10 protein-coding genes are annotated in these 16,446 nt (G+C 72.9%); 3 read left to right on the top strand and 7 right to left on the bottom strand.

All coding sequences use genetic code 11. The features are described 5' to 3' along the window. Positions 1–190: 190 nt before the first annotated feature. Entirely contained in the window at positions 191–1,807 is a 1,617-nt protein-coding gene (locus ACFWUY_RS13080) for an MFS transporter (RefSeq protein ID WP_384106563.1), read from the top strand. Positions 1,808–1,833: 26 nt separating this feature from the next. Here ACFWUY_RS13080 and ACFWUY_RS13085 read toward each other — a convergent pair whose 3' ends face one another. Both ACFWUY_RS13085 and ACFWUY_RS13090 read right to left on the bottom strand, forming a co-directional pair. After that, a complete protein-coding gene (locus tag ACFWUY_RS13085) occupies positions 1,834–3,066 on the bottom strand; it encodes a PP2C family protein-serine/threonine phosphatase (RefSeq protein ID WP_384106565.1) in 1,233 nt (410 codons plus the stop codon). 112 nt (positions 3,067–3,178) lie between these two features. Further along, positions 3,179–4,015 (bottom strand): class II glutamine amidotransferase, encoded by an 837-nt coding sequence (locus ACFWUY_RS13090; protein ID WP_384106567.1) that lies wholly within the window; start codon positions 4,013–4,015, stop codon positions 3,179–3,181. A 491-nt stretch (positions 4,016–4,506) separates the two neighbouring features. Here ACFWUY_RS13090 and ACFWUY_RS13095 point away from each other — a divergent pair, with 491 nt between their 5' ends. Continuing rightward, on the top strand, positions 4,507–6,558 hold the full coding sequence (locus ACFWUY_RS13095; protein WP_384106569.1) for an acyltransferase family protein: 2,052 nt from the start codon (positions 4,507–4,509) through the stop codon (positions 6,556–6,558). Between the two features lie 75 nt (positions 6,559–6,633). Here ACFWUY_RS13095 and ACFWUY_RS13100 read toward each other — a convergent pair whose 3' ends face one another. Both ACFWUY_RS13100 and ACFWUY_RS13105 read right to left on the bottom strand, forming a co-directional pair. Then, positions 6,634–10,749 (bottom strand): tetratricopeptide repeat protein, encoded by a 4,116-nt coding sequence (locus ACFWUY_RS13100; RefSeq protein ID WP_384106571.1) that lies wholly within the window; start codon positions 10,747–10,749, stop codon positions 6,634–6,636. Next, positions 10,746–11,165 carry a hypothetical protein gene (locus ACFWUY_RS13105; RefSeq protein WP_384106573.1) on the bottom strand — a complete coding sequence of 140 codons (420 nt, stop codon included), beginning with the start codon at positions 11,163–11,165 and terminating at the stop codon, positions 10,746–10,748. The genes ACFWUY_RS13100 and ACFWUY_RS13105 overlap by 4 nt, the downstream gene beginning before the upstream one ends. Before the next feature lie 224 nt (positions 11,166–11,389). Between ACFWUY_RS13105 and ACFWUY_RS13110 the strand changes: the two genes are divergently transcribed. Beyond that, positions 11,390–12,433 (top strand): substrate-binding domain-containing protein, encoded by a 1,044-nt coding sequence (locus ACFWUY_RS13110; protein ID WP_384106576.1) that lies wholly within the window; start codon positions 11,390–11,392, stop codon positions 12,431–12,433. On the opposite strand, the gene ACFWUY_RS13115 is transcribed toward ACFWUY_RS13110, so the two are convergent. Genes ACFWUY_RS13115 through ACFWUY_RS13125 form a run of 3 tightly spaced genes read right to left on the bottom strand, consistent with a single transcriptional unit; the run spans position 12,417 to position 15,978 of the window. Further along, on the bottom strand, positions 12,417–13,127 hold the full coding sequence (locus tag ACFWUY_RS13115) for a sulfite exporter TauE/SafE family protein (protein WP_384106578.1): 711 nt from the start codon (positions 13,125–13,127) through the stop codon (positions 12,417–12,419). The genes ACFWUY_RS13110 and ACFWUY_RS13115 overlap by 17 nt on opposite strands. Further along, positions 13,124–14,542, bottom strand: coding sequence for an amidohydrolase family protein (locus ACFWUY_RS13120; RefSeq protein ID WP_384106580.1), 1,419 nt, complete (start codon positions 14,540–14,542; stop codon positions 13,124–13,126). Before ACFWUY_RS13120 ends, ACFWUY_RS13115 begins: the two co-directional genes overlap by 4 nt. After that, positions 14,539–15,978, bottom strand: coding sequence for a uracil-xanthine permease family protein (locus tag ACFWUY_RS13125; RefSeq protein WP_384106582.1), 1,440 nt, complete (start codon positions 15,976–15,978; stop codon positions 14,539–14,541). Before ACFWUY_RS13125 ends, ACFWUY_RS13120 begins: the two co-directional genes overlap by 4 nt. Positions 15,979–16,446 lie beyond the last annotated feature (468 nt).

A 16,446-nucleotide genomic window follows, 5' to 3' on the forward strand; every position in this document is an offset into this window, starting at 1 on the left:
CGTTCGCGGAAGCCTACGCCGACCAGAACGAGCGCGACCACCAGGCCCTCGTCGACGCCGTAGCCGCGGGCCGGCTGCCCGCGGAGGAACTGCCGGCGGCCTGACCCGGGCACGCCCGGACGCCGGAGGCCGGGCCGCCGCGCACGGCGGGTTGCGCGGCGCAAATCCGGAATACAGGAACAATACGGTCATGACATCGCGAAAAGGGACCGCCGAAAGCTCTGCGAAGGCGCGACTCGTCCTGCTGACGCTGGCGGCCGGCCAGTTCCTGATGGCACTCGACAGCTCCGTCATGAACGTCTCCATCGCGACGGTGGCCGAGGACGTCGGCACGACGGTGGCCGGGATCCAGGGGGCCATCACGGCCTACACCCTGGTGATGGCGATGTTCATGATCCCCGGCGGCAAGGTCGGGGCGCTGATCGGCCGCAAGCGCGCGTTCATGATCGGGTGCGTCATCTACGGATGCGGCTCCCTGACCACCGCTCTCGCGCCCAACCTCCCGGTGCTGCTCGTCGGCTGGGCGTTCCTGGAGGGCATCGGGGCCGCGCTGATCCTTCCGGCGATCGTGGCGCTCGTGGCGGGCAACTTCGCCACCGAGCGCCGTCCCGCCGCCTACGGTCTTGTCGCCGCGGCCGGCGCGATCGCCATCGCGGTCGGTCCCCTCGTCGGCGGTGTCGCGACGACGTACTTCTCCTGGCGCTGGGTGTTCGCCGGTGAGGTCCTCGTGGTCCTGGGCATCCTCGTCCTCGCCCGTCCGATCGCCGACGCGGTGAGTGACGAACGGCCGCGCATCGACCTCATCGGCACGGTGCTCTCCGCCCTCGGGCTCGGGAGCTTCGTCTACGGTGTGCTCCGGTCGGACGAGTGGGGCTGGTTCCAGCCCAAACCCGACGCGCCCGCGCTGTTCGGGGTCTCCCTGACGGTGTGGCTGATGCTGCTGGGCATCGGGCTCACCTGGCTGTTCCTGCGCTGGGAGGCCCGCCTCGTCCGGCAGCGCGAGGAACCGCTCCTCGACCCCGCCATGCTGCGGAACAAGCAGCTGAACGGCGGGCTGACGATGTTCTTCTTCCAGTACCTCGTCCAGATGGGCGTGTTCTTCGTCGTCCCGCTCTACCTCTCCGTCGCCCTGGGCCTGTCCGCGCTCGCCACCGGTGTCCGGCTCCTGCCGCTCTCGGCGACCCTGCTCGCCGCCGCGGTCCTCATCCCCCGCTTCCTCCCGGACGTCTCGCCCCGACGGGTGGTGCGGAGCGGAGTCACCGCACTGCTCCTCGGCGCGGTGGCCCTGATGGCCGCGCTCGACGCGGACGCCGGCGCGGAGGTGGTGACGATCCCCATGCTCCTGATCGGGCTCGGCATGGGCGCACTCGCCTCCCAGCTGGGATCCGTCACCGTCTCCGCTCTGCCGGAGGAACAGAGCGCGGAGGTCGGAGGTGTCCAGAACGCCGTCACCAACCTCGGCGCCTCGATCGGTACCGCGCTCGCCGGATCGATCCTGATCGCCTCGCTCACCTCGTCCTTCCTGACGAGCGTGGAGCAGAATCCGGCGGTTCCGGCCGACGTGAAGAATCGGTCGGCCGTCGAGCTCCAGAGCGGCGCGCCGTTCCTCTCCGACACCCAGCTGAAGAGCGCGCTCGACGAAGCCGGCACCAGCGAGGAGCTGACGCGGGAGGCGCTGGACGCGAACGCCGCGGCGCGGCTCGACGGGCTGCGCGCCGCACTCGCCGTCCTCGCCTTCGCCGCGCTCGTCGCCCTGTTCTTCACCCAGCGCATCCCCACGACCCAGCCCCGCTCGACCGGGCGCTGACGGCCCGCCGGCCGCGACTCGGACGCTCAGAGCCGGAGAATGACCAGGGCGGTGTCGTCGGTGATGCCGGCGGGCGGGATCAGGTCCCTCAGGAGAGCGTCGGCGAGGCCGTCGGGGTCGGCGGCACGGTGGCGGATGAGGGAGTCGGCAAGCCGGTGGAGGCCGGTGTCGATGTCCTCGTGGCGGCGCTCGACGAGTCCGTCGGTGTAGAGGGCGAGAGTGGAGCCGTCGGTGAAGCCGGTCCGGCTCTGGGGGCGGGGCTCGTGTTCGGGACGGGCGCCGAGCGGGGGGTCGGTCGCCTGGTCGAGGAACGTCACCGTGCCGGCCGGGTCACAGAGCACCGGTGGGGGGTGACCGGCGCTGCTGTAGGTGAGGGTGCGGCCGGCCCGGTCGATGAAGACCGACACGGCGGTGGTGGACTCCGCGCCGTCGACGTGGCGGGCGTACAGACCGAGCGCGTCGAGGGCCTGCGCGGGACCGGTCGCCACCCTGGAGGCGGCGGAAAGGGCGCTGCGGAGCTGGCCCATGACGCCGGCGGCGGGCAGCCCGTGGCCGACGACGTCGCCGACGGCGACGGCGGTGAGGTCACGGTCGGGCATGTCGGTCAGGTCGTACCAGTCACCGCACACGTTGAGGGAGCCGGTGGCGGGCCGGTAGCGCACCGCCGCGCGGTGGTGCACGAGCGGGTCGGGGGCCGGCAGCATGGACCGCTGGAGATGGAGGGCGACCTCGCGTTCGCGGGCGTGGGCCTCGCGCAGGCGTTGGTTGAGTTCCTGGAGTTCCCGGGCACGGGTGTAGAGCTCGGCCTCCAGGCCCCGGGCACCGGCGCCCTCACCACGGGTGCCGCGGGCGCGGATGAGTTCGGTGACCTCCTCCACCCGGTGCAGCACCATCGCCACGGCGCCGCCCGGACCGGGCACCGGGGCGTTGATCGGGCTCCAGTACCGGTCCTCCCACGTCCCCGGTCGGTCGGGGTCCTCCACGTCGTACCGCTGGAGCGCCATGCTGTCGCTCTCCCCGGTGGACACGACCCTGAGCAGGGACGCGTGCAGGTTGCGCATGCCGCTCGCGGCCGGGTCACCGGGGTTGTCGGGGAAGACGTCGAACAGGTAGCGGCCCGTCAGCTGCTCACGGGGGCGACCGGACAGCAGGCTGTACGCCTCGTTCACGTCGACGAACACGAGGTCCGTGCTCAGCAGGGCGACCGCGCCCGGCAGGGCATGGAAGACCGCTTCGAAGTCGATGCCGGTAGCGCCCATGTCCCACCTGCCCGTGCTGGACCGCTTCGGCCCTCCGCCCTCCCACCATAGGCAGGGACGGCCGATCCGGCCCGGTGGCAGGGGGTCTCGGCCGGCCGTCGGCCGGCGGTCGTCATGCCGGTTCCGGCACGAAGGGACGCAGCTCGTCGCCCTCCGCCTGTACGACGCCGTAGCTGCTCTCGGGTACCGCGTTCCACGCGCCGGGCAGATCACCGAGGGGTTCGGACACGATGAGGCGGGACTCGTCGGACGCTTCCCGCAGGAACGCGACATCGGGATGCAGCTTGCGCAGCGCGTCCATACGAGTGCTGTAGAACAAGGACCGGGAAGCGCCCTCGCTCGAGTAGCGGAAGGCCCAGAGGCGTTCGCCGTCGGTCACGGCGATCGTCATCTGCATCGGGAACTCCACCCCGCGGGCGCGGCCGCTGCGCTCCACGACTCCCACCATCCGGGCCACGGCACCCGGTGGGTCCCGGTCCAGGCCGAAGGTGACCGCCAGGTAGAACATCACCTCCGAGTCCGTCGTTCCTTCGACGGCGGAGTACAACCCGGGGTCGATGAGCATGGACAGCTCGCGGCGCACGAGGTGGAAGTCCGTGATGGCACCGTTGTGCATCCACATCCAGCGGCCGTACCGGAACGGATGGCAGTTCGACTGCTGGACCGCCGAGCCGGTCGACGCCCGTATGTGGGCGAAGAACAGCGGCGAGCGGACGTGGTACGCGATCTCCCTCAGGTTGCGGTTGTTCCAGGCAGGGCCGATGTCCCGGAGCAGGGCCGGGGTGGCGCCGCCCTCCCTCGAGTACCACCCGACGCCGAAGCCGTCGCCGTTCGTCGTCTCGACACCCAGCTTGGAGTGGAGACTCTGGTCGATCAGCGAGTGAGCGGGCTGATAGAGGATGGTGTCGAGCAGCAGGGGCGTTCCCGAGTATGCGAGCCATCGGCACATGAGCGATCACCTGTGTTCCTGCTTGCGCCCGCGGAGAGGTCGTGGGTCCCCTCGCGGCTTCCGGAGTCTTCCGGTCCGCGGCTCCGCCTCACTGCCGGAGTCCCGCCGCCGGCCCCTCCGCCCTTCCAGCATCGCATCCGTGTCCGGGGCGCGCCGGGGGAGCGTGCGGTCCGCGGTGGGCCGCGCTTCCGGAGGGGGCCGGACACCGTGGCGTGTGTCACTGTTCGCGTGGTGTACACCCGTGGGACGTGAGCGACCGGGGCGGGACGGGCCGACGGCCGGTCGCCCGGCCCCGGGGATCGGCCCGGGGGCGTGCGTGACGCTTGGGATATATTCGCCGATCAGCACCAGAGCCGGTGTGTCGGCAGGGGAGAGAGCGTCGAGTGCAGGTCGTAGATGTAGCCCAGAGAACGTCGGCGGCGCCCGCACCACCCGGCGCTCCCGTGTCGCCCGGCGTTCCCGCGTCGGGAAGCGCGCCCAAGGGTGCGGGGATGCGGCTGGACATCCAGGGCCTCCGCGCCGTCGCGGTGGGTCTCGTGGTGCTGTCGCACGCCGGCATCAGCCGCCTGGCCGGCGGTTACGTCGGCGTGGACGTGTTCTTCGTCATCTCCGGCTTCCTGATCACCTCGCTCATGCTCCGCGAGGTCGACTCGACGGGCCGAATATCACTGCGGCGGTTCTACGCCCGGCGGGCGCTGCGTCTGCTTCCGGCGTCCACCGTGGTGGTCCTGGCCACCCTGGCCGGCTCCTGGCTCTTCCTCGGACCGCTGCGGTTCGTCGAGTACACCGAGGACGCCTTCGCGAGCGCCCTCTACTTCGTGAACCTGCATCTGGCGGACGCCGGGACCCAGTACCTCAACGCCGACGCCCCGCCCTCCCCGTTCCAGCACTTCTGGTCGCTGGCCGTGGAGGAGCAGTTCTACCTGGTGTGGCCGCTGCTGATGCTGCTGGCCGTGCGGTGGCTGGCACGTCGCCGGCTGGTGCTTGCCGTCCTGCTCACCGCCATCTGCGCAGGATCGTTCTTCCTCAATCTGGACTGGATCGAGACGTCCTCCTCCTGGGCGTACTTCGGATCCCCCGCCCGCGCCTGGGAGCTCGGCGCCGGCGCCCTGCTCGCGCTGACGGGCAACCGGCTCGCGCGGCTGCCCGGCCCGGTGGCGGCGCTGCTCGGCTGGGCGGGCCTGGCGGCGATCGCCTACGCGGCACTGGCCTTCGACGAGTCCACGCCGTTCCCCGGCTGGTACGCCGTGGTGCCGGTGTTCGGCGCGGTGGCCGTCCTCGCGGCGGGCATGAAGGACGGCGGGCCGCGGTACGGCGCCGGAGCGCTCCTCGGCCTGAGGCCCATGGTGTGGATCGGAGGGCTCTCGTACAGCTGGTACCTCTGGCACTGGCCGCTCATCGTGATCCTGCCCGCGGAGATCGGCGAGGACCGGGCCCTGGTCAAGCTCCTCGCGGCGGTCCTCGCGCTGAACCTGGCCTGGCTGACCCTGAAGTTCGTGGAGGACCCGGTGCGGTTCCACCGTGCCTTCAAGGGTCCGTCGTGGCGGGGCCTGTCGCTCGGACTCGTGCTGTCGGTGGGATCGGCGGCGATCGCCCTGCTCGCCGCCCAGATCCCGCTGAAGGTCGCCACCGGCCCCGACGGCCCCGACCTGCGGCAGGCGATCGCCACGGCGGAGCAGCCGGACCGGGCGCTGGCCGACCTGCTGGACGCCGCGCCCACCAAGCTCCCCGGCAACCTGCAGCCGAGGATCGACCAGATCACCGTCACCCCGGACACCCCGTTCCTGGACGGCTGCCACGCCTCGCCCGACACGGTGGAGCTGAAGACGCCCTGTGAGTACGGCGACAGGAACGGCGACCGGCTGGTCGTCCTCTTCGGCGACTCGCACATGACGCAGTGGTTCCCCGCCATGGACGCGCTGGCCGACAAGCACGGCTGGCGGCTCGTGTCCCTCACCAAGGCGCACTGCAAGCCGGGCAAGGTCACCACGATCCACGTCGGCCGCGGCGGCCCGTACGAGCAGTGCAACCAGTGGCGTGCCGAGGCCGTCGAGTACATCGCCTCCCTCCGGCCCGACCTGGTGCTCACCTCGTTCGCGGTGCACAACCCGCTCTACGACACCAAGCTGGACCGGCGGACCGAGTGGACCCGGGGACTCGTCGAGGGTTACCAGGACCTGAAGAAGAGCGGTGCGCGGGTGGCGGCGCTGACCGACATCCCGTACCTGGCGCAGCACGCCCTCGACTGCACCATCGCCCACCCGCTCGACCTCCCGGCCTGCGCGCGCACCACCAAGAACGCGGACGCCGCTCCGCTCGTCACCCAGGCGGTCCGGGACGCCGGGAAGAAGGCCGGTGTCGACGTCGTCGAGACGCGCCCCTGGCTCTGCTCCTCGGGCGGGAACTGTCCTCTGGTGGTGGGCGACACCCTGGTGTACCGGGACCGGCACCACGTCACCGAGGGGTTCGCGGTCAAGATCGCACCGGTGCTGGAGCAGATCCTGACCGACCGGTACGGGTCCGAACTGGGACTGGACGACTGACGGGGAGCCGGTGACCACGCACCGGTGACTCCGCGACCACAGGGCCGGCCTTCCGCCGGCCCTGTGGTCGTCTCTTCACGCCCCCGGCTCGGGGAAGAGGCGGCTTCGGGTCCTCTCCGCGGCCTCGATGTGGTCGGCGACGAGACCGGGTTCCTCGTGAGCCAGGCCCCGGTAGAGGGCGAGGGCTTCCGTGATGTCCTCCCGCGCGGCCCGTGCCGGCTCGGCGTCCGCCAGGAGCCGCGTCGTGGCGGAGGCGTGGAGGGCGAAGCCCAGGTGCGGCTCCTGCCCCGCGCGGCGGGCGACGGTGACGGCCTCCACGGCGGTTCGCACCGCCTCGTCGTGCCGCGCGGCCTCGGCGAGCCACAGGCCGTGAACGGCCAGCGTCCACGCCAGCAGGGGCTCGTGGGCGGTCCGGTCGGCCCGGACGAGACGGCGGGCGAGAGCGACCGCCTCCCCGGTGGTCTCCAGAGCGTCCGGGAGCGGTGTCTCGTCCTCCTGCGGATAGTGGCCGAGAGACGCCAGCGTCCAGGCCAGGGCGGAGTCGTGCGCGGAGTCCGCCGCGGCCAGTCGGCGGGCGATGTCCGTGGCGCGGACGAGGAGGGCCCGTCCCTCCTCGCGTCGCCGACGGCCGACGAGGTACGTGCCCAGGCCGTGCAACGCCATCTGAAGGACCGGTTCGTACGCGGGGTCGGTACGGGCCAGGTCCTCGGCCACCTCCACACCCCGCCGCAGGGTGCGGTCCGCCTCCTCCGCCCCGGCGGCCTGCTGGAGAGCGCCGAGAAGGGGCAGCAGCGGCCCGAGCATCCCCCGCCGGACGGGAGCGTCCTCGAGCGGGCCGTCCAGCAGGCCGACGGCCTCGGCCGCGAGCGGCAGGGCCTGGACGCGGCGCCCGGCCGTCACCAGGAGCTCGACGGTGACGGCCAGGAGGACGGCGAAGTCGGCGAGGTCGCTCGCGGGGTTCTGCCGTGCCTCCTCCCGACGCACGGGCACGGCTTCGAGCAACGCGTCGGCCGCCTCTTCGCGGCGACCCGCCGCGGCCAGCAGCTTCCCGCGCTCCGTCAGGGCGGCGGCGAGCTGCGGGACGTGGAGCGCCGTGTCCTCCTTGCCGTCCTCGACCAGACGGCGGAAGAGGCCGGCCGTCTCGGCCGACAGCTCAAGGGCCTGGTCCCGAAGGCCCGCCTCGGAAAGGAGGATGCCCAGCAGCAGCAGCGTCTTCCCCAGCTGCGGCACGTGCCGCCCCGCGTCCTCCCCCCGGTCTCCCCGTACGAGGCCCCGGAACAGGGCCTCCGCCTCCCGCGCGTCCCGCAGGGCGTCGGCCGGCCGGCCCGCCGCGTACAGCCGGGACGCCCGGGTCGCGAGCATCGTCGCCACGGCGGACAGCGCCGGTGGCGACTCGTCCGCCGCGCGGAGACGGCGGGCGGCGACGACACCCTCCTCGGCCGTCACGAGGGCTTCCTCGTGCGCGCCCGCCTTGCTCAGCCACAGGGAGAGGTTGTTGAGTGCCATGACGAGCGCCTGGAGGAAGGCCCCGGGCCGCTCCTCGGCCGCGAGCCGGTAGAGGGCGACGGCCTCACGGGCGGCGGCCAGCGCTTCCCGGACCTGTCCGGTGGCCTCCAGCCGGCCGGCGTACGTGTTCAGGCTCATCGCGAGGTCCCCCGTGAACACCCCGGGGTTCGCCCGCTCCAGGGAGCGGTAGAGGGCGGCGGACTCGCGGGCGGCGGTCAGCGCTTCCTCCCGGGCTCCGACGTCGTCCAGTTGGTTGGCGTACGTGTTCAGGCTCATGGCCAGCCGCTCCTCGAACGCGGCCGGTTCCCGTTCGTACAGCCGCCGGTAGAGGTGCACGGACCGGGCGCTCGCCTCGACGGATTCCCGCCGCCGTCCCACCTCGCCCGCGTCGACGGCGAAGGAGTTCAGCGCGTGCGCCAGGTCGGGAAGGTGCGCGTCGGGGCGCATCCGGGCCAGGTGGCGGCGGATGGCGAGCGCCTCCTCGGCCGCTCGCACGGCTTCCGCGTACCGGCCGGCGTTCCGCAGGCCGTTGGAGTACGTGCCGAGGCTCCTGGCGAAGCCCTCCCGGAAGGCGTCCGGGTTCTCCTCGGCCAGGGTCCGGTAGTGCTCCACGGATGCGCGGCTCGATTCCAGCGCCTCCTCGTGCCGGCCGCACTCCTTGAGCCAGTTGGACAGGTTGTTCAGGCCGTCGGCCAGTTCCGCCCGTTCGTGCCGCTCCTCCAGCAGCTCGCGCCGGATGCCGACGGTCTCCTCGATCGCCGTGAGCGCCTTGTCCGGGCGGCCGAGTTCGCCCTCGCAGTTGGCGACGGCGTTGAGGGCGTGGGCCAGTTCCGCGCGGTACACCCGGGTGTCGGAGGGCGAGGCGGACCCGGCCACGAGTCGGCGGTAGAGGCAGACGGCCTCGTAGGCGGGTCCCGCGGCGTCGGCCCGCCGTCCGACGGTGCCGAGGCAGACCGAGAGGTTCTGCAGGGAGGCGGCGAGGTGCGGCCGGAACGTCGCGGGGTCCTTCTCCGCCAGGGGTCTCAGCCGGACGACGGCTTCCTCCGCCACCTCGTACGCGCGCTGCCGGTGGCCCATGTCGCGGTGCCGTCGGCAGAGCTTGCGCAGGAGACCGGCCAGGCCGGGCAGATACGCGGGGTCCGTCCCGGCGCGTTCGCGGTGGATGCCGGTCAGCCGCTCGGTGAGGTGCAGCGCCCAGGGGGCGAGGTTGTGGGAGGAGGAGGGGAGACGGTCCAGCAGTCGCATGAGGTCCGCGGGATCCGTGCCGGGGTCGTCGGTGAGCCGGTGGAGGGCCGACACCAGCGGCCGCGGTCGCTCCACCTGGGTGGCGACGTCGACGGCGAGGGGGCCGAGCACCTCGGAGTGCCGGACGCACAGGTCGGTGAGCTGCGCGTCGAGGTGCTCGCGGTGGGCCGGGTGAGTGGCGGCGCGGGTGTGGAGGACCAGCAGCCGGGCGGCCTGGGCCTCGGTCGCCCCGGCGAGGAGGTGATCGGCGAGGCGGGGGGCGGTACGCAGGCGGCTGCCGAGGAAGTACTCGGCCAGCCGGTCCGGTCTCAGGGTTCCCCAGACCTGCGCCGGGTTGGACGGAGGATAGAGGGCGCCGATCCAGTCGGACACGGCCCAGCGGACGTCCGCGGTCTGGCCGTGGAGGGCGGGCACCCGCTCAAGGAGCGCGTCGGCCTCCTCCTGGTCCGCGGCACCGCACAGGAACGCGGCGGCGAGGACGTCGTCGACGCCCCTGCTTCTCTTCAGTCCCAGGTCGGCCTTGACGGCGATCCAGTAGCGGCGCTCGTAGCCCAGCAGCCTTTCCTCCATGGGCCGGGAGCGGCTCGCGCCGTCCCCGGGCCCGTGGGCCGCGTCGAGCAGGTCGACGAGCGCGGTCATCTGCGAGGTGAGTGCCACGTCCATGTCCGGCGTCCGGGCCCGGGACGAGGCGGAGCGTGTGAGGCGCCCGGCATGGGACCTCCACTTGACGAGCCGCTGCCCGGGCACCTGCGGCAGGGCGCGGGCCAGGCTCTCCACGGCGTCCCGGTACGCCTCCGCCTGCCGGTCGGGGTCGGGCTCCAGTGGGCGCAAGGGCGTGACCGGAGCGTCGTACAGCTCCTCCAGTCCGGTCGCCGCGGGCAGGTCGTACCACCAGTCGCCGTCGGTGCGGGCCAGCAGCAGGACCTTGACGCGCACGGTCCCGGGCGCGGCGGTCGCCGCCCTGAGCAGCGCGGGCAGCTGGTCCGTGCGGGTCTCTGCGTTGTCGACCACCACCAGGAGCGGCGACTTCGTGTACCGGAGGACCGGCAGCTCGCCGGCCGGGGCGTCGGGGCTCAGCCACAGGACGCTCCAGGGCGCGTCGCCCGGCCTCTCACCGAGCCGGTCGACGAGGTGGCGCGCGAGGCGGGTCTTGCCCTGTCCGCCCGGCCCGTGCACCAGCCGCGTCCCCAGTCCCGGAGCCTCGCACCACTCCCGCAGCTCCGCTAGCTCGTCGGCGCGCCCGCGGAAGGGCACCACCGCGCGGTGCGCGTTCAGCAGGGCCGCCGGGCTCGTGGGCGCCGACCGGGCCCTCGTGACGCGGTCGTCCCACTCCAGCAGCTTCCGCCGGAGCACCGCCGCGCGGTGCTCCGGCGGCAGGTTGTTGATGATGGTGTTGTCGTTCCCGATCTGTACGGAGACCGGGGAGACGCCCTCGGTCATGTGCCGGGACCGAAGTTGTTCACCATGTGGTTGTGGTCGCCCTTCTGGATCGGGACCACGCCGCCCGACACGTGCACGGACGTGGCACCGTACTGCGTGGACGTACGCTCGCCGAGCAGCGCCCGCAGCTCGGCCACCGCCTCCTCGCGCTCCTCCGGCGGCAGCAGGTCCAGCAGCATCTCGACGCGGCCGCCCCAGTACCCCGCCTGGTGCGCCGCCTCCGGTTCGGCGGCGGCGGACAGGGCCGGCCGGGCCGCGTCGAGACGCTCCAGCTCCGCGCGCTGCCGCTGTTCGCCCAGGCGCCCCCACCACCGGCCCGTCCACGTCCGCATCCCGGCCCAGGCATCGGTTCCCGCCGCCTGCACCAGCGCCGCCCCCGCCGCCGCGGTGAGCGCCATCAGCTCGTCCGGTCCCATCGGCATCCCCCTTCGCGTCGTACCGACGGGCGACCGTAACGCGCACCGGCCGCCAACACGCCCCGAACGGACGGAAATACGTCGGAAACCAGACCGGAGACCGCGCCGCGGGGCGTGGCGGCGGCACCGCTCCGGCGGTGGGTGTCACAGCGGGGCGCTGCCCCGGGGAGGCCGGTAGGCGAAGATGGAGTGCCCCGTCCTCAGCCTGCAAGGAGCGTCCGTCGATGCGCACATCCGGTCCCGGCTCGCGGCCACCGACGATCGCAGACGTCGCGCGGACCGCCGGGGTGTCGCGTACGACGGTCTCCCACGCCCTCAACGGGATCGGCAAGGTCGACCCGCGGACCAGGGAGCGCATCAAGCAGGTCGCCGCCGAGCTCGGGTACCGGCCCAATCTGCGGGCCCAGCGGCTGCGCCGGGGGGAGGCGAAGGCCATCGCACTCGCCTCTTCGATGCCGTTCGCGGTGGCCGGCGGGCCGTCGAGGCTCGGGTTCTACATGGAGATCGCCGCCGCCGCCGCGGAGAGCGCCCTGCTGCACGACTACGCGCTGGTGCTCGTCCCGCCCGTGCAGTCGGGGTCCGCGCTGTACTCCGTCGACATCGACGGGGCCATCGTCGTCGAGCCGGACGTGGACGACGCGGCGGCGGCGCAGTTGAGGGAGCGGGGCCTGCCCTACGTGTCGCTCGGCCGGCCGGTGTCGCCGGACGACACGTCGCCGTACGTCGATCTGCGCGGCGGTCTCGTCGCCGAGCTGTTGCTCGCGCATCTGCGCGAGCAGGGCGCCAGACGGCCCGCGCTGATCGTCGGCTCCGGTTCGCGCCACTCGTCGGTCGACGCGCTCGCCGCGTACGAGCGGGTCGCCGAGCGGTACGGCTGGGTGCCCGTCGTGGCGAGCGCCCCGGAGGCGGGCGGCGAGCAGGCCGGGTACGAGCGCTGTGCCGCCCTCCTCTCCGAGCACCCCGGAATCGACGCGGTCTGCGCGCTGGTGGACGCGTTCGCGGTGGGCGCGGTGCGGGCGATCCGGGACAGCGGGCGGTCCGTACCGGACGACGTCATGGTCGTCACCCGGTACGACGGGCTGCGTGCGCGGACCTGCGAGCCGCCGCTGACCGCCGTGAACCTCCACCTGGACCGGGCGGCGGCCGACGCGGTGGAGCTGCTGATCGGCCGACTGCGCGGCGAGGGCGCCGCCGCCACGGTGGCGACGGCGCCCGAGCCGCAGGTCGTTCCGCGCGCCTCGTCGCTGCGGGTCACAGCCCGAGCATGAGCACGAGCCCGGAGACCAGGGCGAAGACGAGGACGCACAGCCGCGTCCTGCGCGTGTCGAGCCGGTGGTGCACCAGCCGGCTCAGCCACGCGCCCGCTGCGATCACCGGCAGCAGCGCCACCGCGAGACCCAGGTCTCCTGGCTCGCCCTCCCCCGTCGCGAACAGCAGGCCGAGCGACGCCACTTCCCCGACGAGGAAGCAGGCCGCGACGGTCGAGCGCAGTTCCGCGGGCGGCCGGTGCTGGTAGACGAGCGCGAGCGGGGGGCCGCCGACACCGGTCGCGGTCTCCGTGAGTCCGGTCACCACGCCCGCGCCGAGGTAGGCCGCCCGGCCGGGCGCGAAGGCGGGTGAGGCGAGGCTCACGACCGCGGCAAGGACGGTGGCGATGCCCACGAACAGGCCGATGCTGCGGTCCGGGATCAGCCAGAGCAGCGCGAGCCCGGCGGGCGTGGCGGCCAGCCGTGCCCCGGTGATCCAGCCCGCGCCGCGCAGGTCGATCGCGGCGCGTTCGCGCCAGGCGACGTACAGGTTGAGCGGGATCATGGCCGCCAGGACGAACACCGGGAGCAGACCGGGGTCGAGGATCCCGGCCACCGGCGCGACGATCAGGGCGAAGCCGAGACCGCTGCTGCCCTGGACGAACGCGGCGACGGCCACCGTGACGGCGAGGACCACGAGTGCTTCCGTACTCACAGCGCGGTGCTCCGCCGCCGTGCCGCCGTGGACGTGGGGTGCACGCGGGTGATGGGCGCCCTTTCGACGGCGGCACGGGCCAGTTCGGCCGCCTGCCGCACGAGCGCGGGGCCGTCCCAGCCGGTGGGCAGGCCGCGCCACAGGCGCAGCCGTCCGCCGACGAACACGGCGGTGATCTGGTCGCGGTTGCCCCGGCGCACCAACTCCCACGGCACGTCCCAGGAGAGCGCGAGCTCGGGGTTGGTGAGGTCGACGAGGAGGAAGTCGGCGGCCAGTCCCTCGGCGACGGTGCCGGTGCGCGCGCCGAGGCCGACCGCGTCGGCGCCGCCGGCGGTGGCGTGTTCGAGCCAGGTCCAGCCGGCGCCGCACGACGAGTCCCCGGTGGCCAGCCCGTAGGCGATCCGCTGGGCGAACTCGGCCGCGTCCGCGAGCCGGAATCCGTCGCCGCGGGTGCCGTCGGTGCCGAGCCCGAAGCGGATGCCGCGCTCGGCCATGGCGGTGGCCGGGGCGACGGCGTTGCCCTTCCAGGCGCTGGCCACCGGGTTGTAGCTGATGGCGGTGCCGGTGTCGGCGAGCAGGGTCAGTTCGCGGGGGGTGAGCAGGGTGGCGTGGGCGGCGAGCAGTTGGGGGCCGAGCGCGCCGATCCTGTGCAGGTGCTCGAGCGGGCGCAGTCCGTGCCGTACGAGGGAGCGCTCGACACCGGCCAGGTGCTCGTTGACGTGGATCTGCACGATCGCCCCGGCCTCCGCGGCGATGCGTGCGGTGCGGTGGAGCGTCGTGGAGGTGGCCGCTTCGGGGATGGAGACGGCGAGCGAGGGGTGGACCAGCGGGTCGCCGTCGTACCGGGCGAGGTGCTTCTCGGCGCTTTCGAGGACGGCGGTGGTGCGCGTCGTGTCCTCGGTGTCGTCGGCGGCGTCGCCCGGGGCGTCGTTGCAGACGAGGCCGAGGACGCAGCGGATCCCGGCGTCGCGAGCGGCCGACGCGACGACGTCGACGTCCACGGCGGCGCGCGTACCGGCGTCGGTCACGGTGGTGAAGCCGCCGCGCAGGGCCTCCAACGCCGCCAGTTTGGCCGCGACATAGGCCGATTCCTCGTCAAGCGCTCCTTCCAGCGGAACCCAGACCCTGCGGAAGATCTCCGACGGCTCCCCGAAGGCGAGCGCGGAGCCGAAGCTCTGGGTCAGATGGTGGTGGGCGTCGACGAAGCCGGGCATCAGGAGATGGCCGGGCAGCCGTACGGCGTCGAGCTCCGGATGCGTACGCGCCAGTTCCTCGGCGGGTCCGACGGCGCGGAAGGAGCCGTCGGCGACGACCACCGCGAATCCGTCGATCGGCCCTTCCGGCAGCAGCACGGCATCGGGTACGAGGAGGAGCGGGCCGGGGGTGTCGAGGAGGTCGCGGGTGAGCTGGTTCATCGGTCGCTTTCCGTGCGTGCGGGGGCCGGCCGGGCGGCGACGCGCGGCCTGACGTGGTGGAACAGGATGTTGAGTACGGCGGCGACGAACGCGCCGACGGCGACGCCGCTTTCGAGGAGGATGCGGACGTTCGGCGGGAAGCCGGCGTACACACCGGGGATGAGGATCGGCAGCAGGCCGAGGGCCAGGGCGACGGCGCAGATGAACGTGCTGGTGTGCTTGTCGAGGTCGGAACGGCCGAGCATCTGCACGCCGAGCACGGTGATCACCGCGAAGACGACCATGGCCGTGCCGCCGATCACGGCGGACGGGACGACACTGATCGCGCGGGTCACCGGCGCGAGGAACCCGATGACGATGAGGACCACGCCGGCGGCGGCGGTGACGAAGCGGCTGCGGACGCCGGTGACACGGACGATCCCGATGTTCTCGCCGCTGGTCACCATCAGCGGCAGTCCGAAGAACCCGCCGAAGAGCGAGGTCAGCGCGTCACCGCGGACGGTCTTGGGGACGTCGGTGCGCGTGTCGATCTCCTTGCCGACGGCCTCGGCGTTGATGACCGTCTGGCCGGTGGCCTCCGCCATGGAGGCGAGGCTGTAGAGCATCAGCGGCAGCGCGGCGATCAGGCTGAACTGGGGTGAGCCGAACGGCATCAGCTGCGGCAGGCTGACCAGACCGCCCTCGGCGGCGGTACCGAGGTCGACGTGACCGAGGAGCCCGGCGAGGACGGTGCCGGCGACCAGTCCGAGCATCACGGCGAGCTGCCGCAGGATGCCGGTGAACAGCAGGTAGAAGACGACGGTGAACCCGATCGTCGCCATGCCGAGCGCGAGGTTCGTCGTGTCCGCGAACCCCGGCTCACCGGGCCGGCCGGTGACGAGGACCGCGCCGACCTTCACCAGGTTGACCCCGACGATGACGATCATGGTGCCGATGACCAGGGCGGGGAAGAACCTGAGCAGCCGTGAGAAGACCGGCAGGACGACGAAGTAGAAGGCCGCGGTGAGGAGGACCGCGCCGGTGGCGGTGCGCGGGCCGTGCTGCTCGGCGATGGCGATGAACAGGATGAGCGGCGCGCCGCCGGGCAGCATCACGAACGGCAGCCGGGGACCGAACTTCCACGGTCCAAGGGACTGGATCAGCGATCCGACGCCGGAGAGCACGAACGCCGCGGAGAGCAGGTTGACGGTCAGGCCGGCGTCGAGGCGGAGGGTGGCGCTCATCAGGAAGATCGCCGAGATGGGGGTGGCCGCCATGACGAGGACGTGCTGGATCCCGAAGAGGATGATCCGCCCGAGGGGGCGTGACTCGTCGACGGGGTGCGGGGCGGGGTGGACGACGGGGTGCCGGGCGTCGTCGTGAGCGGCGCGGGGTGGGGTGGGCTCCGGCGGCGGTGGTTGTTCCGTACCGGGTGCGGGCTGGCGGTGACTGGACACGTTCGAGCTCCATTCGGGCGTGGGGCATGCTCGGACATCAGCCGCGATCCGGCCCCGAACGGAGGGCCAAATCGATTTGGCCAAATCGATTTGGCCGTCAGTATGGAGAGACCTCACGACGCCGTCAAGAGCTGCGGCGCCGGGCTCGGACGGTGCCCGCGACGCTCGGTCCCGGGCGGCACTCGGTCCCGGGCGGCACGCGTGCGAGGTCCGACGAGGAGCGTCCCCTTGACCTCCTTGAGGGCAGCCACTAATTTGCCGTGAACGCCGACCCATGGCTCTCGAAAGGAGGCGACCGGCCGATGTCCACCTACTCCGATCTTGGTCGCCTCGCCGAGTGCACCGCCTGGGCTCCGGGGCGTATCGCGCACGGCTGCTGAACGCGCCCCTTCTCCTGTGCCCCTCCGCGGCACGTTCCGACTTCTGGAACATCCCGGCTTTCCCGGCTCCCGGCTTACCGGTTTCCGG

The organism is Streptomyces sp. NPDC058664 (assembly GCF_042716635.1).
Classification (GTDB): Bacteria; Actinomycetota; Actinomycetes; order Streptomycetales; family Streptomycetaceae; genus Streptomyces.